General features: G+C 68.1%; 15 protein-coding genes. 10 read left to right on the plus strand and 5 right to left on the minus strand.

The genetic code is table 11. From position 1 onward, the window contains the following. Positions 1-370 precede the first annotated feature (370 nt). Together G5C50_RS13705 and G5C50_RS13710 are read left to right on the plus strand one after the other, a co-directional pair. Positions 371-751 (plus strand): hypothetical protein, encoded by a 381-nt coding sequence (locus G5C50_RS13705; protein ID WP_165070224.1) that lies wholly within the window; start codon positions 371-373, stop codon positions 749-751. A gap of 6 nt (positions 752-757) precedes the next feature. Further along, the gene (locus tag G5C50_RS13710) at positions 758-976 is read left to right on the plus strand and encodes a hypothetical protein (protein ID WP_165070226.1); all 219 of its coding nucleotides are present in this window, start codon (positions 758-760) and stop codon (positions 974-976) included. An 11-nt stretch (positions 977-987) separates the two neighbouring features. Here the strand turns inward: G5C50_RS13710 and G5C50_RS13715 are convergent, their stop codons facing one another. Then, positions 988-1,479 carry a hypothetical protein gene (locus tag G5C50_RS13715; RefSeq protein ID WP_165070229.1) on the minus strand — a complete coding sequence of 164 codons (492 nt, stop codon included), beginning with the start codon at positions 1,477-1,479 and terminating at the stop codon, positions 988-990. A 206-nt stretch (positions 1,480-1,685) separates the two neighbouring features. Between G5C50_RS13715 and G5C50_RS13720 the strand changes: the two genes are divergently transcribed. The 3 genes from G5C50_RS13720 (at position 1,686) to G5C50_RS13730 (ending at position 3,637) form a co-directional block, all read left to right on the plus strand. Beyond that, positions 1,686-1,865, plus strand: coding sequence for a hypothetical protein (locus G5C50_RS13720; protein WP_165070231.1), 180 nt, complete (start codon positions 1,686-1,688; stop codon positions 1,863-1,865). Positions 1,866-1,970: 105 nt separating this feature from the next. After that, complete coding sequence (gene purE, locus G5C50_RS13725) at positions 1,971-2,489, plus strand: 5-(carboxyamino)imidazole ribonucleotide mutase (RefSeq protein WP_315852318.1); 519 nt, start codon at positions 1,971-1,973, stop codon at positions 2,487-2,489. Further along, the gene (locus tag G5C50_RS13730; RefSeq protein WP_165070233.1) at positions 2,486-3,637 is read left to right on the plus strand and encodes a 5-(carboxyamino)imidazole ribonucleotide synthase; all 1,152 of its coding nucleotides are present in this window, start codon (positions 2,486-2,488) and stop codon (positions 3,635-3,637) included. The genes purE and G5C50_RS13730 overlap by 4 nt, the downstream gene beginning before the upstream one ends. A gap of 14 nt (positions 3,638-3,651) precedes the next feature. Here the strand turns inward: G5C50_RS13730 and G5C50_RS13735 are convergent, their stop codons facing one another. After that, positions 3,652-4,185 (minus strand): hypothetical protein, encoded by a 534-nt coding sequence (locus tag G5C50_RS13735; protein WP_165070235.1) that lies wholly within the window; start codon positions 4,183-4,185, stop codon positions 3,652-3,654. Between the two features lie 314 nt (positions 4,186-4,499). Between G5C50_RS13735 and G5C50_RS13740 the strand changes: the two genes are divergently transcribed. Then, the gene (locus G5C50_RS13740) at positions 4,500-5,504 is read left to right on the plus strand and encodes a VWA domain-containing protein (RefSeq protein ID WP_165070237.1); all 1,005 of its coding nucleotides are present in this window, start codon (positions 4,500-4,502) and stop codon (positions 5,502-5,504) included. A 17-nt stretch (positions 5,505-5,521) separates the two neighbouring features. Continuing rightward, positions 5,522-7,282: a VWA domain-containing protein gene (locus G5C50_RS13745; protein ID WP_165070239.1), complete on the plus strand. Its 1,761-nt coding sequence runs from the start codon at positions 5,522-5,524 to the stop codon at positions 7,280-7,282. A 648-nt stretch (positions 7,283-7,930) separates the two neighbouring features. Here G5C50_RS13745 and G5C50_RS13750 read toward each other — a convergent pair. Further along, positions 7,931-15,223, minus strand: coding sequence for a M56 family metallopeptidase (locus G5C50_RS13750; RefSeq protein WP_165070241.1), 7,293 nt, complete (start codon positions 15,221-15,223; stop codon positions 7,931-7,933). Between the two features lie 161 nt (positions 15,224-15,384). Continuing rightward, positions 15,385-15,780 carry a BlaI/MecI/CopY family transcriptional regulator gene (locus tag G5C50_RS13755; RefSeq protein ID WP_165070243.1) on the minus strand — a complete coding sequence of 132 codons (396 nt, stop codon included), beginning with the start codon at positions 15,778-15,780 and terminating at the stop codon, positions 15,385-15,387. Between the two features lie 205 nt (positions 15,781-15,985). On the opposite strand from G5C50_RS13755, the gene G5C50_RS13760 reads away from it, so the two are divergent. From G5C50_RS13760 to G5C50_RS13770, 3 genes are all read left to right on the plus strand, one after another. Beyond that, on the plus strand, positions 15,986-18,436 hold the full coding sequence (locus G5C50_RS13760; RefSeq protein WP_240907079.1) for a tetratricopeptide repeat protein: 2,451 nt from the start codon (positions 15,986-15,988) through the stop codon (positions 18,434-18,436). Between the two features lie 112 nt (positions 18,437-18,548). After that, positions 18,549-19,289 carry a YebC/PmpR family DNA-binding transcriptional regulator gene (locus tag G5C50_RS13765; protein ID WP_165070247.1) on the plus strand — a complete coding sequence of 247 codons (741 nt, stop codon included), beginning with the start codon at positions 18,549-18,551 and terminating at the stop codon, positions 19,287-19,289. A 231-nt stretch (positions 19,290-19,520) separates the two neighbouring features. Further along, positions 19,521-19,946, plus strand: coding sequence for an SRPBCC family protein (locus tag G5C50_RS13770; protein ID WP_206107695.1), 426 nt, complete (start codon positions 19,521-19,523; stop codon positions 19,944-19,946). Between the two features lie 718 nt (positions 19,947-20,664). Here G5C50_RS13770 and G5C50_RS13775 read toward each other — a convergent pair. Next, on the minus strand, positions 20,665-22,005 hold the full coding sequence (locus G5C50_RS13775) for a hypothetical protein (RefSeq protein WP_165070251.1): 1,341 nt from the start codon (positions 22,003-22,005) through the stop codon (positions 20,665-20,667). Positions 22,006-22,348 lie beyond the last annotated feature (343 nt).

A 22,348-nucleotide genomic window follows, 5' to 3' on the forward strand; every position in this document is an offset into this window, starting at 1 on the left:
GGGGGCGACTATCGAGGGCAACTCCCCTGGCGGGCTCTGAACGGGATTGATCAGGAATAGGCAAAGCGACTGGATCCGAACGAGAGCGACGCTGAGGGGCTCCGTACGAGACGCCGACGAACGCGAGCCTCGGCCCCCTGGCTCGGTCTAACCGACCGAACCGTCCTCCTTTCGGACGACCCCGACAAGGTTTCCAGTCGGCGACGGCGAGTCGACGGCCGACGACCAGGTCGGCTTCAATCGGCTCTCCTGCGCGTTGTGGGCGTCGATCCTGATGGATCGCCGCATCACGCTGGCGATCCATGCGGGCCTGGGTTATTCTTGGCGATCTTGTTGCGTCATGCTCGGGGACCGTCCGAGGGTCGTCTTCATGAAGCTCGCGAACCTTCTCCGAACGGCCGCTCCCGTGGCGGCGCTGGTCCTCTGCTCGGGAGAGGCGTGGGCTCAGTCCGCCTCCCCCGCGAACTTCGGTCGCACCAGGAGCGGCGTCTCGGCCAACCCGGCCGCGGCGGCGCGATCCGGGCGAGCCCCTGCGGTCGAGCGGACCTCCACGTCGCGACTCGGGGCGGATCCGCTGGCCCCCTACACGTCGAAGCCCCCCATCGGCACCTATACCGCGAAGCCCATCGAGAAGCCCGCTCCGGCCGCTCCCGTCGCTCGGAACTACTTCCCGACGGCGCGAACGGGTCAATACCAGGCCGTGCATCATTGCACCCCGTCGCGGGCGATGGTCTCCGGTCGAGGTCGTTGACCGACCATGCCCACCGACCGCTACAACGACCTCGCCGCCTTCCGTGCCTTCCTCGACGCCAAGCTCGCCGATCCGGGCAACGATCTGTCGCTCGCCGAGGTGCTCGCGCTCAGGGAGGCTGAGAACCAGACCGTCGAGGAACGTGAGCAGGTCCACCTTCGGATCGGCGACGGCCTCTCCGTCGCGGCCTTGCATCGCCGGGCTGAGCCGCCGACCGGGGCGTGAACCTGGTTCCGTCATTCCAGGACCCCGGAGTCGATCGGGGCTTCGAGCGGGTCGGCCGGTTTCTTCGTCTCCCGACGCGTCATGAGGAGGGCCGTCAACGGCCCGGCCAGCGGCGTCAGCGAGACGGCCAGGAAGATCCGCGAATGCCGATGGATCGTTTCCCACGTCCGAAACCCTCCGTCCCCCTCCTGGATCGCGAAGATGACGGCCGTCGTGGCGGTCAGCGCCACGCCCAACCACGTCACCGTCCAGCCCATGCGGTCGGCGAAGGTTCGCGGCTTCTTCCGGGGTTCGCTCCAGATCCGCCAGAGGAAGTAGGGGAGGAACAGCAAGCCGATCATCGTCAGCCAGCAGAGCAGCGACACGGCCATAGTCGCGAGGACGCGAATCCAGAGAGCCGGTTTCGCCCCGCCGGCCTGGAGCGTCGGCCTCCAGATGACGAGGGCGGCGACCCCGAAGATCGGAAGCCCGATCAGGCCGAAGACAGCGAGAAAGCTCTGCATCGTCCGACCTCCTCCAACGCCCTCGACGCGCGATCGGCGGCCTTGCCGACCATGAGTCTATCTGGGTCGTCTGCTCTCGAAATAGGGGGTAAGACCATCGGGACCGGCACGGACCTTGCCTGTTCGAAGAGTGAAAATCCACCCGCCTCAGCGGGATCGACCGATAGATCCAGATCGACGGCTCCGAACCGGTAGGAGAAGGTTCCATGCCTGAACACCCCGTACCCGATGCGATCCCCAATCCCCACGAGCCTTCCCCTGCGCCGGACCCGCCGCCGGAGGTCCCCTACATGCCGAAACCCGAGGAGCCGCGGTCGCCGTTTCCGCCGCATCCGGATCCCTCGCCGTTTCCGCCGCCTCCCGGCCCTCGCAAGCCGAGGCGGTGAACCGAATCGCCGCAGCCGTCTGGGCATCTGAGCCGTCGCGGTCGATAATAGAGAGATTGAGTCGGAGGACTCGCCTCCACGACCGCGATACGCCTCGAAGGCCTGATGGAACACATGGTCAAACTCCAGGAACAAGCCGACGCGTCCCCTCCCCTGGTCGGCGTGGTGATGGGGAGCAAGTCCGACTGGGAGACGATGCGGCACGCCTCCGAGTTGCTGACAGAGCTGAAGATTCCCCACGAGACCCGCGTCGTCTCCGCCCACCGGACTCCCGAACGCCTGTTCGCATACGGTCGTGAGGCCGAGGGGCGGGGGATTGAGCTGATCATCGCCGGGGCTGGGGGTGCTGCGCACCTACCGGGGATGCTGGCGGCGATCTCCATCCTGCCGGTGCTGGGCGTTCCGGTGGAGAGTCGCACTCTCAAGGGGGTCGACTCGCTGCTGTCGATCGTCCAGATGCCGCGCGGGGTGCCTGTCGGGACGCTGGCCATCGGCGCGTCGGGCGCGGCCAACGCCGCGCTGCTGGCGGCGGCGATGCTCGGCCGCAAGTACCCCGAGATTCGCGAGGCCCTCGCCGCATTCCGCGAGGCCCAGACCGACGCCGTGGGGGAATCCCCCCAATGACGGCCGTGGACGATCAGATCCTCTACCCGCCGGCATCGATCGCGGTCGTCGGCAGCGGGCAACTCGGCCGGATGTTCATCCAGGCGGCCCAGAGCATGGGCTACCAGGCGGGCGTCCTGAGCGCCACGGCTGAGACCCCCGCGGCGCAGGTCGCCGACTGGTCGGTCCTCGGCCCGCCCGACCACCTGCCGGCCCTCCGCGCCCTGGCCGAGCGCGCTCAGGCGGTGACGGTAGAGTTCGAGAACGTGTCGGCCCCCGCCCTGCGCTGGCTGGCGAAACGCCGGATCGTCCGTCCTGGCTGGCGGACATTGTGGGTCAGCCAGAACCGGATCCGGGAGAAGTCGTTCCTCACCCGCCACGGCATCCCGCACGCTCCCTGGCGACCCGTCCGCACTCCCGAGGAACTGGCGACGGCCGACCGCGAGCTGGGCCGGCCGATGATCCTGAAGACGGCCGACTCCGGCTACGACGGCAAGGGCCAGGTCCTCGTCGGTCCCGGCGACGACCCGGAAGACGCATGGTCGAGCCTGGGTCGGGCGTCCTGTGTGGCCGAGGGCTGGGTCGAGTTCGCCGCCGAGGCGTCCGTCGTCGTCGCCCGCGGCCGCGATGGTCAGGCCGCGGCGTTTCCGATCGCCCTGAACCACCACGAGCGCCACATCCTGGCGACCTCGGTCGCCCCCGCGCCGGTCGGCCCGATCGTCGCGCAGGAAGCCCGCGACGTGGCCCTCGCAGTGGCCCAGGCCCTCGACGCGGTCGGGGTGCTCTGCGTCGAGTTCTTCGTCACGGCCGACGGCCGCCTGCTGGTCAACGAGATTGCACCCCGGCCCCACAACTCGGGCCATTTGACGATCGAGGGGGCTTACACGAGCCAGTTCGAGCAGCAGGTGCGAGCCCTCTGCGGCCTGCCGCTGGGCTCTTGCGACCTCGTCACGCCGGCGGCGATGGTCAACCTGCTGGGCGACCTCTGGGCCGGCGGCGAGCCCCGGTGGGACAACGCTCTCCGCGACCCCGGCGTGAAGCTCCACCTCTACGGCAAACGGACCGCCAAGCCCGGCCGCAAGATGGGCCACATCACCGTCCTCGACTCCACGGCTGAAGGCGCCCTGGCGCGGGCCCTCGCGGCGAAGCAGGCGTTGACGGAGCGGTGAAACCGTCGGTCGGCTCAGAGTTTGTCCGGTGCCTTGAGGCCATCGGGCAAGGGTTGCGGTTGCTGAGCGGGTCGCGTCTCTGACGAGGGCTTCACGGTCTGATCCATCTTGCCGGGCATCTCCGCCGGGACGTTCTCCAGAGGAGCGATGCGGGTGGGCATGGGGAAGTCGATGTCGTCGATCTCCATGGCCTTCCACACAAGGGCTTCGCCCGGGTCGGTCGGGTCGGGCTCTGGGGTCTCCCACGGGAAGGACGCCGCCCTGCGATACTTCTCCTTGAGCGCCATGTGGTAGGGAACCCGAACGCGATGCGAGGCCTCCGCGTTCGCCCAGGATCGGCTTTTCGCCGGGATCTTCCCTTTGCTCCTGAGCTGCTCGATGATCGCCAGTTGCTGGCGTTCTTCGGCCTCTCTTCGCTCGTGGTAGGCGGCGTCCGCCAGGTAGCTCCGCCGCCGCGCGGGGAGGTCTTTGGCCCAGATCGCGATCAGGACTGCGGCTACAGCCACGGCGATCATTGCGCGTCGAATCGTCATCGTCGGCCGCCGCATCGCGAAGATCCTCCCTGAACAATTCCGAGTTCACGAGGGTGTCGAAGATACTTCTTTCGCGTGGCGTCGCAAGCGGATTCGCCATCTCGTTCGAACGATCAACGAGGTCTGGAGCATTCGCTCGGCTCTGGAGGTTATCATGGACGAGCGGCGCTTCACGAAGCCCACATTGATGGTCGTCCGAGTTTAAGTGCGGGGTGGCTAGGCGACTGCCGTGATGTGACCGCGAGTCCGTCGCCGATCGCATGCCCACGACAAGCGTGGGCATGGCACCCGAAGTATTCGCTGTTCCCGATGCGAGTCCGTCTGCTCTCATGCGATTCTCCCAACCTTTCTGGCTCGCGTTGATCGCCCTGGCGGTGCTGCCGCTGTGGCGAGAGTGGACGCGTGGGCGGATCGCCTGGCCGGATCTCGGGATGTTCCGAGGAGGTCGCGCGGGCGTTTCGCCGTGGGTCTGGGTCTCGCGGTTGCCGGCCCTGTTGCAGGCGCTGGCGATCGCCGCGCTGGCGGTGGCGATGGCCCGGCCGCAGACCGTCGGCGGGGTGGTGCGGATCGCGTCGCAGGGGGTGGCGATCGTTGTGGCCATGGATCAAAGCTCCAGCATGAGTACGGTCGACTTCCCGGCCGATCAAGGCTCGCGACGGATCAGCCGGTTGGAGGCGGCTCGCGAGACCTTCGCCCGGTTCGTGGCCGGCCGTCGGGATGACTCGATCGGGCTGACGACGTTCGCGAACTACCCGGACCTCGCCTGCCCTCCGACGCTCGACCACCGCTTCCTGATCGAGGCCGCCGACGCCGTCCGGCCCGCTCGACCGGGGGACGACGGGACCAACATCGGCGACGCCGTCGCCTGGTCGCTGGACGCTCTCCGCCTCGCCTCGCCGTCGAGGAAGGTGCTGATCCTCCTGACCGACGGCAACAACGCCCCGGCCGTCCCGAACCCGCTCGACCCGATGCGGGCCGCCGAGCTGGCTCGCGACCTGGGTGTGACGCTGCACACGATCGCCATCGGCCGCGAGGGGGGCGTGACGCACGGCGTCGACAAGTCGGGCCGGCTCGTCGCGGCCGAGCGTGAGGGGCCGAACTTCGAGCTGCTCGACAAGCTGGCCGAGACCACCGGGGGCCGATCCTTCCGCGCCACCGACGCCGACGCCCTCGACGACGTCTTCCGCACGATCGACGCAATGGAGAAGTCGCAGATTCATGAAGAAGTCCGCACCCGTTACGACGAGCGGTTCGCCCCCTGGGCGGCCGCGGCCCTCGGCCTTCTGGCGATCGACCGGCTCCTGACCTGCGGACGCCTGCGGCGGCTCCCCTGACGATTGAGAACGCCCCGATGGACTTTGAACACCCCCGCCTCCTCTGGCTGCTGCTCGGCCTGCCGCCGTTGGCCCTCTGGGCCTGGCGAGGCGCCCGGCTCCGCGCCCGAGGGTGGGACGCGCTCGGCCAGTGGGGGGCCGCCCCGAGCGATCGGTCGATCGGCGTCTTGCTGGCGATGGCGCTGGCCGTTCTGGCGCTGGCGAGACCCCGGATCGGCTTCGGGCCGGACGACCAGGTCGGGCCGGGGCGGGACGTCGTGCTGGCTTTTGACGTCAGCCGGAGCATGGCCGCGGAGGACGCCGCGCCCAACCGCCTGGGCCTGGCCGTGGAGACGGCGAAGACCCTCGTCGACGTCCTGGCCCGCGAGTCCTCCAACCGCGCGGGGGTCGTCGCGTTCGCCGGTCGGGGCGTCCTGCGCTGTCCGCTTACGCAGAACATGGGGGCGGTCGTTGATGCGATGAATCGCCTCCGCCCCGGCGACGTCAAGCCCGGCGGGACCGACCTGGCCGCGGCGATCGACGCGGCCGTTGACGCCTTCGACCCCAACGCCCCCGAGGACGAGCCGCGGACGGTCGTGATCTTCTCCGACGGCGAGGACCACGAAGGCCGCTGGGAACAGGCCGTCGATCGGGCTGAGGCGAAGGGGGTGGTGGTCCACACGATCGCCCTTGGCGATGCGAAGGCCGGGGCCAGGCTCTCGTTCACCTACCGGGGGGAACCGGTCGTCTCGAAGCGGATTGACGAGACCCTGGCGGCGATCGCCGAGCGTTCCGGGGGGGCCTCGCTGAAGCTGGGGCTCTCGGCCGCCGACCTGGGCCTGCTCTACCGCGAGCGGATCGAGCCCGTGGCCGAGGCCCGCCGCCGCGCCGCGAGGGCCGCCGACCGCCCCGAGCGTTTCCCCCTGCTCCTGGCGGCCTCGCTGGGCGTGCTGGCCGCGGCGCTTCGTCCGGGCGTCGGCGCCAGGCGGCCGAGGCGAGCCCGGGCCGTCGCGAGGCTCGCCGTGCTGGCTCTGGCCGTGTCTCAGGTCGCCGCCGAGTCTCCCCCCGAAACCGCCCCTCAGGCCGTCGCCCGGGGCCAGTCGCTGTATGAGGCCGGCCGCTTCGAGGACGCCCTCCACGCGTTCCAGGACGCCGCCGCCAGGGCCCCCGGCCGACCGGTCCCGCTCTACAACCTCGGCGCGACGCTCTACCAGCTCGGCCGTTATCCCCAGGCCGTCCTGCGTTACCAGGAAGCCCGCCTCACCGCCGACCCCGCGCTGCGGACGAAGATCGACTACGCCCTGGGGAACGCGATCCTCAGCCTGGGGGACCTCGCCGCGGCGGTGCGGTGCTACGACGCTTGCCTGAGTTCGACGGCCTGGGCTCCAGGGCTGGACGTCATCCGCCGCGACGCCGCCGTCAACAGGGCCTTCGCCCTCCAACGGCTGCGCGAAGCCCTCGCCCAGCAGGACCAGCCGAACCCCGAGGACGGCAACCAGCCGACCCCCCCCGACGCGAATCGCGGCAGCGGCGACGCCAAGCAGGAGGAAGGCCCCGGCGACGGTCCCGACGGCCGGTCCGACGCCCCGCCCCCCGGCCCGGGCGAGACCCGCGAGACCGACTCCTCCAGCCCCCGCAAGCGCGGAGGCGCCGGCGGCGACGCCCCCAACCCGCCGGGCGCCAACCCCGACGACCGCCTCGACGCCGCCCTCGACCGGATCCGAGACGCCCGCCGCCGTCGCCTCCCCGACCAGCCCCCGCCCGACGAATCCCCCCGCGGCGACGGCAAGGACTGGTAAGGCGGCTTCGTCTGCGAGCGAAGCCAACGAAGCCGATGACGCAATCGATTATTCATCAAGGTGTTGCGTTTTAGCCCGTCGGCTTCGTTCGGCGAAAATCAACACGCGGCGCCGCGATGCTTTCTCCGAGATCGACCGGGGGCAGCCAGCCTGGAGTGGCGTTCAATCCGGTCGGCCGGACGGCCCGTCCACACGTTGCGAGCCGATCGTAGGCCCATCGCCGCCGGCTTCCTTTTGGCTTCGGTCGCTGCTGTTCGGGGGCTGTTTTGTTGAGGTTAAGGCCTTGGTGTCATGGTGTTTGCGACGACGACTGAGGTTGGCTTCGTTCGGCGAGATACGACGCGGTTTCTCGCTCGCGTTCTTCGAGTCAGGTCGAATTGAGAAAGATCCGGGGACCATCGTCCTCTATCTTCACGATGGCCCCCGCTGGCTTTCCCAGTCATCGGCCAAACGGGTTTCGAAATAAGCTCCGTTGGTGCAATCGCTTCGATTGCTGCACAGGGTGCAGGCGTTGCGATCGGCCCCTGTCGAGAGCGGTCTCGAACGCCGACCGTTTAAATTGCGCCTGGCGGAGAGGCGTAGGGCCACGCGATTGGTCGGCGTCCAGGGAGGGCCACCCAGGCAACGACCCTCCTCGAAGCCGTCGCATCAATCCTTCTTCTCGGCGGGTTGCCCGGTGTCGGCGTTGAAGGTGCCCAGGTCGACGGGCTTGCCGGGTTCGATCGTGAGGTCCTTTGCCGCGAGGAAGCCGGCGAAGCCGCCGGGGGCTTTCTCGGAACTATATCCCCGCGATCCGTTGGGGCGCTCGTACGTCAGGTTCAGGGCATACAGGACATAGGGACCGCCGACGACGGCCCAGCAGTGGAAGGCGCCGGTTTCGTCGATGTCGTCGGATGTGCTGTAGGACGAGAAGGTCGCGGGATGCTGTTCGGAATCTCGGACGGTCATGTTCACTCCCCCCCGCGCCGGCCTGCCGTCGCCGTGGACGATCTTTCCTGTGACGAGGACTCGCGGATGAAGCGTGACGACGCGGTCGGGCCCGGCCTGGACCTTGACGATCGCTGCGGACGCATCCGAGGCCGAATTGACATAGACCCGTCGCGACTCGCCGGGCGCCAGCTTCTCGACGCGGACCTCGGCCGCTGGCTCGTTGGTCGTGGGATGAAGGCCCGTCCACGACGGCGGCGGCGGCACTCGGCCGATGACGGTCGCCTTGAGAGGTTCGCCCTTCTCATCGACGAACTTCAACAGGACCGAGCCGCCGTGGCTGAGGGACAGGTCGCAGGCGAACGGCGCATCTCCGGCGGGGACGTCCACGGGCCTGGCCGCCTGATAGGCGGTGGAGTCGGTTTGAAAGGCCGTCGGCAAGGGCTTCGGAAACGGGTCTCTCAGCAACGCGGGGGCCCACTTCACGCCGTAGCTCGACAGGTAGGAGGGATCGTCCGTCCGAGCCAGGACGAAGCCGGCCCCGGGGATTCCCAGCACGCGGAACGTCCCGTCCGCGGCGGTCTGGAAGCGGTCTCGGTGCAACCCGTTTCGATAGATCATGCCCGACGGTTGACCGAAATACGCGGCGGCCAGCGGATTGTCTTTCGCCGGCGCGTAGTCGACGACGGCCGCGACAGGTTTGCCTTGGTCCTCGTCGATCAGCTTGCCGACGATCCATCGGCCGCGCCTGAGGTCGAAGTCCCAGGTCGTCGGGCCGCTTGGACCTTTCGCCTTGGTCGGGACGGAGGCGAAGTAGGGCTGATTGACGAGCGGATGGGTTGAGATCCAGGGCCCGGCGCCGTCGTACGCCGAGGGGGCGATGAGGCGATAACGGCCCTGGGCGTCGGTCGTCGCGGTGATCCGCGCGGGCGTCTCCCGGCCGTCGTGCTGGTTTCGCGAGGCCGCCACCACGACCCCGGCGATCGGCTCGCGGGATTCGGCGTCGCGGATGGATCCCTCGATGATCCACGACGGCTCAAGCGTGGTGGTGAAATCCGAGCCGTAGAGGGTCGTCTCGCTCTGGTGAGATCCGAGTTCCGGCCAGAGTTCGGAGCCGCGGAGGGGTTTCTCGTCCGCCTTGTTGAGGAAGTCCGACATCTCGTGCAGGGCCGCCTCCAGGTTGATGTCTCGCCGCTGGTGCGGCTGCATCGGTCTGGCGACGACGCGGACGAGGTGCGGGGCCAGGTCGGGCCGAAGGATCTCGAAGATCGCGAAGCTGTCATAACCCAGGCCCGAGAAGCGGAACCGGCCGTCGGCGTCGGTGGTCAGGTCGCCGAACCCAAGAGCCTCCTGGATTGGTCCGCCGTCATGCCTTCGCCGTCCTCCCGGGATTGGGAGGGAGGCGTCGGCGGGGGGAGTTCCCGGCTGGGGCAAGTAAGCCTGACGCAGCTTGACCCTGGCACCGGCGATTGGCCCCCCTTGCGGGTCGACCACGCGGCCGAGGATCGGCTGATCCTTCTTCGAGAGTTGGATGTCGCCGCTGAGCGAAGGTCCGCGGCTGGAGCTTTTCCAGACCGTTGCACCGGCGACGTACCCCGGCGCGGCGGCGTAGATCCGGGTGTAGCGGGCCTGGTCGTCCCACTCTGGAGCCGGCTCGAAGTCGGGCATCGAATAACGGCCGTCGGCGTCGGTCTTCGCGGACCGTGAGTCGAACCGGCGGTTCGGCAGGTATTCCTGGAGACTGACGGCCGGGACAGGACTTCGCCTCCACCGCCAGGCGACGACCGTCGCGCCGGGGATCGGCTTACCCTGCTCGTCGACCACCCGTCCCTTGATCATGGCCGGCGGCGGCTGCTGGGCCGCTTCGGGATCCTCGATGCGCCGGCCGGCCTCAGCATTGAAGGTTCCCAGGTTGATCGGCTTGCCGGGCTCGATCGTAAGCGCGTTGGTGAGGTAAAAGGCGTCGAGGCCGCCTGGAACCTTCTTCGTGGAGGTGCTTCGGGAGTGGCCGCCGGGATCGCTCGATGTGAGGTTGACGGCGTGCAGGAGATAGGGGCCGCCGACGGGGACCTGGTGTTCGAACCGCCCCTCCTCGTCAAGCTCGAGCACAAGATGCGCTTGACCCGTACTTCCCATCCGCCCGTTCGGGGCGAGGTCCAGTTGCACGTCTCCCTTCGCGGGTTTCCCGTCGGCGAGGAGGAGCCGGCCGACGACTTTCACCGGCCAGTGGAGGGTCACGGTGCGGTCGGAGCCAGCGGTCACCGGGAACGCTGCGCTCAGGAGTCCGCCGTTCCTGGCGCGGATCCAGACCGGGCGGGCTTCGTTCCTGGCGAGCGCCAGGATCCGCACCTCGGTAGCGGGGACGTCGCGAGCATGCCGGACCGGGGCGCCGTAAAACGAGGTGGGAGGGACGCGGCCCGAGACGGTCGCCTCGACGGGTTCACCCTTCTCGTCGACGAACTTCAGGAGGGCTGAGCCGCCGGAATCGATGGCCAGGTCGCATGCGAAGGGGGCGTCGCCCGCCGGGACGTCCACGGACTTCATAACGTGAAAGTCGTTGGGCATGGTCCGGAACGACGTCGCCAGGACCATCGGGGCCTGCGGTTCGCGGGCGACAGTCTCTGCGCCAGTTCCCACCAGGTACAACGGTTCATCCGCGCGGGCCAGAACGACCCCAGGTCCCGTGAGACCCAGGACCCGGTAGGCCCCGTCCGCGGCGGTCCGGAAGCGCTGACCGTGATATCCGTACAGGAACTTCATGTTCCTCAACGGCAATCCAAAGTACTCGGTGGCGAGCGGGTTGGCCGCCATCGGGGCGTAGTCGATCGAGCCCGCGACCGGGCGGCCGTCCGGGTCGAGGAGCTTGCCGACAATCCAGCGGCCCCGCTTCAAGTCGAAGTCATACGTCGCCGAGGCGTTCGGCGGCTTCGTTGCGGCGCCGGGGAGGAAGTAGGGCTGATCGACCTGGGGGTGGACCGAGATCCACGGCGAGCCGCCGTCGAACGCGGGCGGGGAGATGAGTCGGTATCGGCCCTCGGCGTCGGTCGTCGCCGTGATCCGCGCCGGGAGGTCGCGGCCATCGGTCCGACGGCGCGAAGCCGCCACCACGACCCCCGAGATCGGTCGGTGCGTCTCGGCGTCGCGGATGACGCCCTCGAAGATCCGGCCGGGTTCCAGCGTCGTCGTGAACTCGGAGCCGTAGACCAGTTGCTCGGGCCGTTCGGCCGACGTCGTCGATCCACTGGTCGTCCTCGACACCCCATCCCCAGTGATGAAGTCGGGGATGGCTTCCAGGTCTCCCTCCGCCGTTGAGAAGGAGGACTTCACGGGGGTCATCGGTCTGGCGAAGACCCGGATGACGTGCGGCGGCATCCCGGGACGGTCGATCTCGAAGATCGTCTCAGCGTCGTGAGCCAGCCCCGGGAAGCGAAAGCGTCCGTCGGCGTCCGTGGCCAGGCCGTCGAGGCCCAGCGCCTGCTGGATCGGTCCTCCGACCGCACCCTCTCCGGGACGGTTGAGTGAGGCGTCCGGGACGCGACCTGCTGCGACGGGATTGGCGACCTGCGCCAGGCTCATCAGCCTCAGCCGCACGCGCGCACCGGCCACCGGCCGACCCTGGACGTCGAGGACCCGACCGACGATCGGGTGGTCTCCCTTTGCGAGACGGATGTCCCGCCCCATGCTGGCCGGGCCGAACTGGGACCTCCAAACCGACGCACCGACGGCATGACCGGGCGCCGCCGCGCGGAGCAGCGTCAAGCGGGCCTGGTCGTCCCACTCCGGCGCCGGGTCGAAATCCGGCATGGAGTACCGCCCCTCCGCGTCGGTCGTCGTGGTTCTGGAATCGAACCGACGATCCGGCAGGAACTCGCGCAGGCCGACGCCCGCGCCCTGCCCTCGCCTCCACCGCCAGGCGACGACGGTGGCGTCGGCGACCGGCTTGTTCTGCTCGTCGGTGACTCGACCTTGGATCGGACCCGCCGCGGGGGGCTGCGCCTGGGTGGTCTTCGGCTCCTCGATCCGCTGGCCCGTGTCGACGTTGAACGTACCCAGGTCGGCCGTCTGGCCGGGATCGACTTTCAGGTCGCGGCCCAGGGGGAACGATTTGAAGCTCGGGCGGCCGCCTTGGATTGGGGGCGACGCCGTCACGTCGTAGCCGTCGCCGGGGGGCACGTCCTCGATCCGGAAGCGGCCCTGGTCGTCGAGATTCTCGGAACCGACCCCAAACCCTAACGAGGTGCCGTCCTTGAAGGTGGCCGAGTGGCCGAGTCGGACGCGGCCCTGCGTGGGCTTGCCGCCGGAGTCGACGAGCCTGCCGGTGACGACGCCCAGCGGTCGCAACGTCGCGACGACGGGCTGACCCTCGGGGACGGCGTCGGCGTCGAGCAGCACGATCGCCCCCAACTTCCGCGTCGGTTGCCGGATCCGCACCACCCGGCGTTCGCCCGGCGCGAGGCCCCCGATTCGCGTCTCTCCCCGGGCGTCGACGATGAGGGTATTGGACGTCGTGTTCGGCTCGGCGCCGAGGACGACCACGTCTGGGACCGGCCTTCCGGCCTCGTCGACGGCCCGCAGGAGGATCGACCGGCCGTGGTCGACGCCCAACTCGCAGGCGAACGACTCGGCCCCGTCGGGGACGACGACGGCCTTCAAGGTGTTGTAAAATTGCGGCGTGATGCGACCGTAAGTCAGCAATGTGTTTTTGTTGCCGGTCGTCGCGTGGGCGATGCCCTCGGCGCCGACGCCGGTGCGGTAGTCGGTTGCGGGCCTGCACCGGGCCGCGACCACGCCGTCGCCGGGGAGGCCGGGCACGCGGAAGCGACCCTCGGCGTCGGTCGAGTATCGTTCTTGCCAGGGGAGCGTGTAGGCTTTCGGGAATTCGGGCCGGTTCTCGGCGTGGGGGTTCGAGAGCATCGGGTAGTAGTCGATCAGCGCGGAGACGGGCTTGCCGCTCTTCGCGTCCACGACCCGGCCCTCGATCCAGATCCCGCGTCGGAGGGCGATGTCGAACGTCGTCGGGGCGATGCCGGGCGATGGGGGGACGGTCTGACCGTCCCGCGTCAAGAACAAGAAGTAGGGGCGGTCGAGCGGCGGATAGACGGCCAGCCGATGTCCCTTCTCGCCCTCCTTGGGAAGCCCGTCGAGCCGATATCGGCCCTGGGCGTCGGACTGCGCCCAGATGTGGCCGGCCACCAGGGAGCGTGCGTCGGAGATCGATCGAGCCGTCACGATCGCGCCGGGGATCGGTTCGTTCGTCTCCATGTCGCGGATGGTCCCCTCGACGAGCCGCGAGGGCTCGAGGGTGATGGTGCAGGGCGTGCCCTGGAGTTCGCCGTCGTCGAATGCGGGGGCGACGCCGACCCCCGGGGCCGCGGCGATCCTGGGCATCGTCCTCAGGAAGACGGTCGTGGCCTTCCGCACCGTCCCCGGCGCGGAGACTTCCAGGACGGCCGCGTCTTCGCGAGAGAGGCCGTCGATTCGGAAGCGGCCGTCGGCGTCGGTCGTCGCGGGCTCGGGCTGAACCGCCCAGCCGGTGATTCGCGTGGCGAGGGAGAGGTCCGGGAGCATCTTCCCGACCAGGTTGGAACGGTCGATCAGATAGGCGTGGCTGACCCGAACGCGGGCCCCGGCGACCGGGCGGCCCTCATGGTCGACGATCCGGCCCTCGATCGGCGCCGGATCGGCCGTCGACATCCTCACCGGGACGCCTTCGGCGAGCCGTTCGGACAACGGGGCCGCGGGGCGGAATCCCGTCGCCTTGACGACGTACGTGACTTCCTTGCCCAGACCGGCGACGTCGTCGGGCACGCGGAAAAGGCCCTCGGCGTCGGTCGTCATGCGGGCGACCTCGTGGCCGACGGGGAGGAGTTCCGAGCCGTTCCGCTGGAAACCGCGCGCGATCACGGTCGCCCCAGCGAGGGGCTTGCCCTCCGCGTCGACGACGCGGCCGTGGGTGGCGTCGAGCTTCGGCGGAGCCGGCTCCTCGGGATCGGGGGCCTCCGGCGCTTCGGCCCGGGCGGGAGGCTCGGGATGGGGACGATTGCCGATGCTGAGCAGTCCGGCGAGAGCCGTCGAGGCCAGGCCGGCGGTCAGCACGGCGAGGAACGCCAGCCGGCCGGCGCGAGTGGAGAGGGGGCGTGAGGCGTCGAGGATCCGCGCGATCCGGCGCCTCAGCGGGGAGCGTCGGCCGATCATGTGGACGGCGGCCGGCGACGAAGGCGGCAGGGAGCGGCCGGCGATGGTGACGAGGAGTTCGGCGTAGCGCGTCCGGTCGGCGCCAAGGTCCACCGCCACATCGTCGCAGACCTCCTCGGCCGTCGTCTCGACGCGTCGCGAGAGCACCCACGAGAGGGGCTGGAACCAAAGCGCGGCCGTCGCCAGCCGCCTGGCCAGGTTCCACCAGCCGTCGCGGCGGGCCAGGTGCGCCAGCTCGTGGACGAGCGCGTCGCGTGGGTCGTCGTCCATCTCCTCGGGCAGCAGGATCATCGGCCGGATGAGGCCGTCGAGGCAGGGGCTCGACAGGAACGGGCTTCGCCGAGCGGGCGGCGGCGGCACGCCCAGCCGTCCGGCGATCGCGTCGCACGCAGCCTGCACGCCGGGCTCGACGGCGACGGCCTTCGCCCGGACCCGAGACATCCTCGCCTGCTGGACGAGCATCCGGGCCAGCAGGAAGAGCGTGCCGAGGACCCAGAGCGCTACGCCGGCCGTCGGGGCGATCGTTAGGAGATCGTACCCCGGGAGTTCGTCGATCGCAGCGGTGGCCGGCGGCAGCGATGTTTCCGGAGTGACAGGCGACGACGACTCGGAGCTGACGGGGACCGGGCCGGCGGGGATCGCGACCCGCCATTTCACGTCGTTGTAGGCTGGGGGGATGAACACCCCGGCGGATTCGGCATCGACGAACTCTGCCAGGCTCGGCTTCAGAGTTTCTTCTTTGGCCTGGGGCAGCCGGATGGCGAGGCCCTCGACCCCCATCACCGAAAGCAATGTCGATGCGAGCGGGCAGAGCAGCACGGCCGCGAGGGTCGTCCGGTAGACGGCCGATTGCAGGGCCGGGCCTCATCGTCGCGCGGCGCGGCCGGCGATCAGGCCCAGGATCAGGAGGACCGTCGACTGCGCCAGCCAGGTCAGGCCGAATCCGCCGGCGGTCAGGGCGAACCGAGTCAGGGCGTCGCTCATTCCGCACCCCCCTTCCCTTCCTTGCGGGCCGCGTCGATCAGCCGCTTGAGTTCGTCCAGCTCCTGGCGAGAAAGCCCCTCGTCGCGGATCAGGTGCGCGACCAGCCCGCCGACGTCGCCGCCGAAGACGCGGTCCAGCAGGTCTCGGGTGGCCGACCGCTTGACCCGGTCTTCCTTCAGCTTCGCGAAGAAGACGAACGTGCGGCCGTCGGCCTCATGACTGACCGCCCCCTTCGCCTCCAACTGCCGCAAGAGCGTCTGCACCGTGCTGTGGGCCACGTCCTCGCCGCGCTCGTTGAGCGCGTCGGTGACCTCGCGAGCGCCGATCCGACCCCGCTCCCACAGCACCTGCATGATCCGGAACTGCAACCGACCGAGCTGCGCCTCCGCCATCGCCGAGTTCCTCCCTGGGGCCGCCGTTTCGTCTACCAGAGTAGATTTACTCAAGTAGACGATCCTGTCAAGGGGCTGTGATGACGTCTTGGCATGTCTGGGCGGGGACTGCTAGGATGGTCTGGTAATCTCGGTGAAGATCGCGCCGAGAGGGGATGTGGACGAAGGATCGACATCCTGGCAACAACGAGGACGGGGGGTGCACATGGTCGGGCCGATCCGTTGGTCTGCGACGAGTCGGGCGTGCTGTGCGACGATCGCGCTGGCGTGCAGTTCGGCCGGCGTGGGGCGGTCGTGGGCTCAGGCCCCGGCTCCTAACGTGGCCGAGGAGCCCAAGGCGCAGGCTCCGGCCGCCGAGCAGGCCAAGCCGAAGCCGGATCTCTCGGAGTTGTTCGACCGTCCGGGGAACGACCCGCCGAAGCCGTTCGTGCCGATGAACCCGCAGACGGTCGAGGACCGCAACCGGGTGGAGGCCGTCCGGCTGTACTCGGCCGCCCGGGCGCTCGAGGATCGTCGCGCGTTCAACGACGCGGTCGACACGCTGCTGCAGGCGTACAAGCTCGACCCGGAATCGGTGGCGATCGCGCGGCGGCTGAGTCGGCTGTACGTCGGCCCGCTGGCCCGTCCCGACCTGGCCGTCGAGTACGGTCGCAAGGCCCTGGCCGCCGACCCCAGCGACACCGAGACCCTCGACCGCCTCTTCCAGTTCTACGTCCAGCGCGACGAGCTGCGGCAGTGCGAGACGCTCCTGCAAGACGTTCTGAACAACCCCAAGCTGGACGCCCACGCGCCGGGGCGGATCGTCGCCTGGAACGAGCTGGGACGTCTTTATTCGACCGGCCTGAACGACCCAGCCAAGGCGGCCGACGCCTTCGCCAAGGTGATGGCGGAGCTGGACGAACGCCAGTCGATGAAGCTCACCCCGGCCGACGTCACGCGGATCCTCGGCCCCGAGCCGGCCGCCGCATACCTGGCCTTCGGCCTCGTCTTCCTCTCCGCCAAGCGCGACGACCTGGCGATCAAGGCCTTCGAACGCGGCCTGGTCTACGACGATTCCAATCCCCAGATCCCTCTGCTGCTCTCCGAGACCTACCTGAAGGCCAACCAGGGCCCGAAGGCCCTGGCGCTCGTCGACCGCTTCCTCAAGCGGCAGCCCCAGGGGATTGAGGGCTATGAGCTTCTCGCCCGCGTGCTGAAGGCGCTGAACCGAGAGGACGAAATCACCCCCCGGCTGGAGGAAGCCGCCCGGCTCGACTCCAAGAACGTGCCGCTGCAATACGTCCTGGCCGACCGCTACCGTGAGACGGGCCAGGTCGACAAGGCTGACGCCCTCTACAAGGCGCTCCTGGCCAGCCAGCCGACGCCTCAGACCTATCGCGCGCTGGCGGCCTCGCTGGTGAAGCGGAAGAAGGTCGGCGAACTGCTGAAGGTGCTCTGCGAGGCCATCGGCCAGCGCCAGGGCGTGGAGGCCGTCGGCGGCCAGATCGAAGCCGTCGCGTCCGACGATTCACTCGCCGAGGAGATTCTCGACGAGGGGCTCAAACAGCTTTCCGCCGACCCGCCGGGCCTCCCCCAGGCGCCGGCCTTCGCGATCCTCGCCCGGATCGCCATGCCCGACCGTCGCGACCTCAAGCCGAGCCGGCTGGAACGGCTGCTGAAGCTCCAGCGGATGATGCTGGCGAAGTCGCCGAACCCCATGCTCTACCTGGAAGTCATCGACACCGAGCAGCGGCTCAAGAACTACACCGAGGCCGCCGCCACGCTGGAGGAGATGCTCGCCAAGTACCCCGGCGAGCGCAAGGCCCGGACCCTCGCCTTCCTGTCGAGCTTCTACCGCAAGGGCGGCAAGGACGAAAAGGCTCTGGAGGTCGCCCGCGAGGCCCTGAAGCTCAACTCCCCCGAACCCGACGAACGCATCCAGATCGCCAACACCCTCGCCGAGCTGGGCAAGCTTGACGAGGCCGTGCCGGTCTACCAGAAGCTCATCCAGGACGAGCCCGGCAACGCCGCCTATGAGTTCATGCTCGGCGGCCTGCTGACCAAGTACGGCCGCAACGACGAGGCCGTCAAGCTCTTCCGCGAGATGCTCAAGCGCAACGCGGGCAAGGACGAGCTGGCCAAGCTGATCCACTCGAACCTGTCGATCGTCTACGTCAACCAGGGGGACTTCGCCAAGGGCGAGGCCGAGTTGGAGACCGCTCTGGAGCAGTTCCCCGACGACCCAGGCGTCAACAACGATCTTGGCTACCTCTACGCCGACCAGGGCAAGAACCTGGAGAAGGCCGAGGCCATGATCCGCAAGGCCCTCAAGGACGAACCGGACAACTACGCGTATCTCGACAGTCTGGGCTGGGCCCTGTTCAAGCAGGGGAAGTACAAGGACGCCGTCGAGCCGCTCCAGAAGGCCGTCGACCTGCACAAGGAGGCTGAGAAGCGCGGGGCCGCCTCCCCGGACGCCACCCTGCCGGACCACCTCGGCGACGTCTTCCTGAAGCTGCAGGAGATCGAGAAGGCCCGCACCCTGTGGAAGGAGGCCGAGGAGGCCGCCTCCCGCAGCGAGCCCCCCGACAAGAAGCTGGGCGAGATCCGCAAGAAACTCGCCGACCTGGACGCCGTCGAGCAGGCTCCCAAGGCTTCCAACGGCCTCAAGCCCTGACCGACCGCCGACCTTCACCATGATTTCAACCGGGCCGGCGCGCGAGCGCCGGCCCTGGTCGTCGATACTCTGACCCGATTCGATTCGACCCGAGTAGGAGCCGAGACCCGAGATGGCAGGACACTCACACTCCGCGAACATCGCCCACCGTAAGGGTCTGGTCGACGCCAAGCGCGGGAAGCTCTTCAGCAAGCTCTGCCGCGCGATCTACGTCGCCGCCCGCAACGGCGGCCCCGACCCCACCGCCAACCTGCGGCTCCGCTACGCCATCGACAAGGCTCGTTCGGTCTCCTGCCCCAAGGACAACATCGAGCGCTCCATCAAGAAGGCGACCGGCGAACTGGGCGCCGAGAACTTCGAAGAGATCGTCTACGAGGGCTACGGACCCTCCGGCGTGGCCATTCTCTGCGAGGTTCTGACCGACAATCGCAACCGGACGGCCGGCGAGCTGCGGCGGCTCTTCGACAACGCCGGCGGCAACCTGGGCGCGACCGGCTGCGTCAGCTACAGCTTCGCCTTCAAGGGCCTGTTCGTCGTCGACCCCAAGGTCGCGACCGAGGACAAGCTGATGGAGGTCGCCCTGGAAGCCGGCGCCGACGACGTCGAACTGGTCGAGGAATACTACGAGGTCACCTGCGCCCCCCAGCAGTTCGAGGCCGTCCGCAAGGCCCTCGAAGAGGCCAACATCCCCACCGAAAGCGCCGAGACCAGCTACATCCCGTCCACCTACGTCGACCTTGACGTCGAGAACGGGAAGAAGATGCTCAAGCTCCGCGACCTGCTCGAAGAAAACGACGACGTCCAGAACGTCTACGCCAACGACAACATCCCCGAGGAAGTCCTCGCGGGCTGATCGGCCGCCTCCAAGAGATGCGCGGCGATCGGATGGACGGCCTTCCCCCCTCGCGGGGGAAGGTGGCCGCAAAGCGGCCGGATGAGGGGGGATCGGCGTCGCTTCCCAGGTGAACGGTCGGACCCACTCGGGGGGCCGGCGTCCCCATCATCAGAACCCTGCCGAGGGAAAGACGCCGGTCAGACCGACATTCGACCTTCGTGGGACAGACTCTCATCGCGGAGCCGACCTTTGCGTGAGTTCGTCAAGGTCGTCGACGTCGCCGCCTCCCCCGAGCGAGCCTGGGAGGTCCTGGCCGAGTTCTCCCGATGGCCCGAGTGGACGGCGTCGATGACCCGGCTCACGCCGCTCGACGCCGGCCCGCCGGGCGTCGGCTCGCGCGTGCGTGTCGAGCAGCCCAAGCTGCGGCCGATCGTCCTGGAAATCGTCTCGTGGGAACCCGGCCGCGGCTTCGCCTGGCGCGGTCGCCAGCCGGGCGTCACGGTCTTCGCCGACCACCGCCTCGCACCCACGCCCGGCGGCTGCCGGATGACCCTCTCCCTCCGCTACGGCGGCCTCCTCGGCTCAGTCGTCGGCCTCCTCGCCCGCCGTCTGACCGAGCGTTACATGGCCATGGAAGCCGAAGGCCTCAAACGCCGCTCCGAGGGTCGCGGTTGATCTCGTAGCTTGCATCGGCCCTGAAGACGAACCGAACGAGTCTCGGGGTTGGATTCGGCCATCGGGTGCTACCTACGAATGCTCGTCCGCCCCTCACCGTCGCCGGGTTGGAGAGGTGAAAGCCCTGCCTCATAGGTCCGGTTTGCACAGGAGGTTCCGAGGATGCTTAATAAATTCTTCGCACTTTGATTATAGCAAGGTGCTCAGTCGCGTTGTGGCTTCATGCAACACGGGCCCTCCGTGCTTGCGGCGCACAAGCGGCTTGATACGATCTCGATGCCATCCCCCGCGGCGTCGCAGGCGGCTCTCCGCCCTCGTCGAAAGAGGTTCCCGCGAGACGATACATCCGCGCGATTCCGGCCCTCGGCCTCCTCGAACTCGCGACGTGACCGTTGGTCCGCTCGGGTCGTGAAGCGGAAGGTGTCCGAGTGGAAGAAGCAAGGTCTGCAACTCAGACGACTACCACGGCCGACGAGACTCTGCCATGAGTCGTTAGCTCTGCCTATCCAACGGCCATTGGAATTAATCCTGATTCACGACGCTCTGCAGAGCAATGCGTTCGAGGGCCTCGGCGAAGAGGAGTCCAAGGTGTCGCCCGTGAGAGGCCCCAATCTGTCAACCGTCTCTGGAGCCGCCCGTAGTGTCTTGCCGTCGATGGCGATGTGCGCTAGCTCAGCGGTTTCGCGCACTTCCTCTTGCGGCATCGTCTGGGCTTATATCAGGGATAGTTGCGATTGATTAGGTGCGCCGCCTGGAGCGTTTCGAATACGGTACGCTGGCTGATCGAAGGCTTGCCCTTAAAAAAGGCGAGGCTCATCACGTGATAGCCGCTCGCCGAGGCCGCTTCCTCAGCGTCGGGACCGAGGCTATCGACCAGGCCGGCCGCCTTAGCATCGAATGCGAACCGCAGGCTTCGCTTCACATTCGCAGCGGACGCGTGGGCCAGGGCGAAGGTCCGCCCAGGGGTAGTCAAGTGGCAGCTCACGCAGTCCTCGGTCTGAACCGCGGCCATCGTCGGGTTTTCCAGCAGGTCGGAGATGTCCACGCCGGTCTGAAGATCGGCCGGGTTGGCTGGGCTGCGGTCATCGAGGAGCTTCAACAGATCGATATTCTTGATCGTTCCATGCTCGAGGCTCGGGCGTGCACTTAGGGTGGCCCCGGCGCGGCGGTCGCTGTCGGCTGTGAAATTCTGGAAGGTGAGCGGCTTCCCTCCGTCTGCAATTCCGGGGACTGGGGCCAGCATGAGCACGGGGGCCGGGAGCGGCTTGCCGTCCTTTCCGAAACGCACCACAAACGCCTTCTCCCACTCCCAACGTTCCTTGCCCTCGAGTGCTTTCGCGTCGGGCGTGCTCGACGGGTCCACCGTGTACATGATGGCCGTCACGAAGTAGCTCGACTCCAGGGCGTATTTCCGGATGAATCGCTCGAGATCGGCGACGAAGCCGGCCGCCGCTGGACCGTCGAGCGTCTTTCCCGCGAAGGCTGGATGCACGTCTACCGGCACGCCGGCCGTGGACACCCCGCGCTCGAGGTTGCGGGCCTTCATCCGCTTCAGTTCGGCGACCGCGCCGTCACGCACGCCCGGGTCGAACCCGATTCCCTTGAAGATCGCCTCGGGGGCCTGGTCGGTCTTCACCCCTAGTGCGAACACCATGTGCAGCGCCGCCGTAGTGGGCCTACCGTCGACTACCGGCTGGGCAATCAGCCGAAGGTTGGGCTGGGTGCAAAGCGTGTCCTTGATGTCGTAGTTCTCTGGATATCTCGGCCCGCACGGATCGAAGCGCACCGCCGTGATCACCATAGACTCGTACAGGTTCGCGACCTTCGGATGCCCCTTCTGCCGGAAGTCGACGAACATATCGAAGAGCCGTCGGCTGAGAATCGGTAAGAATTCCCCGGGCTTTTCCTTCGACAGAGAGATCGACAGCGGGCCCGGCGGAATCAGGAAGCTCAGGTCGCATACATCCAGGTGGCTCGATGTCGCGGGCGTCGCGGGCGGATCTCCCAAGATTGCGTCAGGGCGGGCCAGCACCAGGCCGGCCGCAGGGGCCGCGAGCAAGAGTGAACCTAGGGTTAGAGTAGGGAGGAATCTCGATCTCATGGTGCCCCCGAAAAAAGATGCTCTCGTAAGAGTAACGCCTCGGAATTTCATCGCCGACAGGTTCGTCCAAGATGATCTAAGATTTGGGGCGATCGCTGCTGGATGGATGTTGCATCCAGTACCTATGCTACGCACATTATGGACAGAACTGATCTACGATGTTCTTCAACGCATTAAACCGAGTCAAGAAATTTCTCGGCGGAACCTTGGATGTTGGATGGTCGCGGCCCCCGTGGACTAACAAGAGACGACGAGTGGCCTCAAGCGGATCGATGATCGATCGAGTCCTTGACTGGCAATA

The sequence above is a fragment of the Paludisphaera rhizosphaerae genome (genome assembly GCF_011065895.1).
Classification (GTDB): Bacteria; Planctomycetota; Planctomycetia; order Isosphaerales; family Isosphaeraceae; genus Paludisphaera; species Paludisphaera rhizosphaerae.

Excerpts from the sequence above, each read along its gene's own strand:
- G5C50_RS13765 (WP_165070247.1), top strand. The coding sequence starts at position 18,549 with ATGGCAGGACACTCACACTCCGCGAACATCGCCCACCGTAAGGGTCTG.
- G5C50_RS13720 (WP_165070231.1), top strand. The coding sequence starts at position 1,686 with ATGCCTGAACACCCCGTACCCGATGCGATCCCCAATCCCCACGAGCCT.
- G5C50_RS13710 (WP_165070226.1), top strand. The coding sequence starts at position 758 with ATGCCCACCGACCGCTACAACGACCTCGCCGCCTTCCGTGCCTTCCTC.
- G5C50_RS13705 (WP_165070224.1), top strand. The coding sequence starts at position 371 with ATGAAGCTCGCGAACCTTCTCCGAACGGCCGCTCCCGTGGCGGCGCTG.
- G5C50_RS13735 (WP_165070235.1), bottom strand. The coding sequence starts at position 4,185 with ATGCGGCGGCCGACGATGACGATTCGACGCGCAATGATCGCCGTGGCT.
- G5C50_RS13730 (WP_165070233.1), top strand. The coding sequence starts at position 2,486 with ATGACGGCCGTGGACGATCAGATCCTCTACCCGCCGGCATCGATCGCG.
- purE (WP_315852318.1), top strand. The coding sequence starts at position 1,971 with ATGGAACACATGGTCAAACTCCAGGAACAAGCCGACGCGTCCCCTCCC.
- G5C50_RS13760 (WP_240907079.1), top strand. The coding sequence starts at position 15,986 with ATGGTCGGGCCGATCCGTTGGTCTGCGACGAGTCGGGCGTGCTGTGCG.
- G5C50_RS13755 (WP_165070243.1), bottom strand. The coding sequence starts at position 15,780 with ATGGCGGAGGCGCAGCTCGGTCGGTTGCAGTTCCGGATCATGCAGGTG.
- G5C50_RS13715 (WP_165070229.1), bottom strand. The coding sequence starts at position 1,479 with ATGCAGAGCTTTCTCGCTGTCTTCGGCCTGATCGGGCTTCCGATCTTC.
- G5C50_RS13745 (WP_165070239.1), top strand. The coding sequence starts at position 5,522 with ATGGACTTTGAACACCCCCGCCTCCTCTGGCTGCTGCTCGGCCTGCCG.
- G5C50_RS13740 (WP_165070237.1), top strand. The coding sequence starts at position 4,500 with ATGCGATTCTCCCAACCTTTCTGGCTCGCGTTGATCGCCCTGGCGGTG.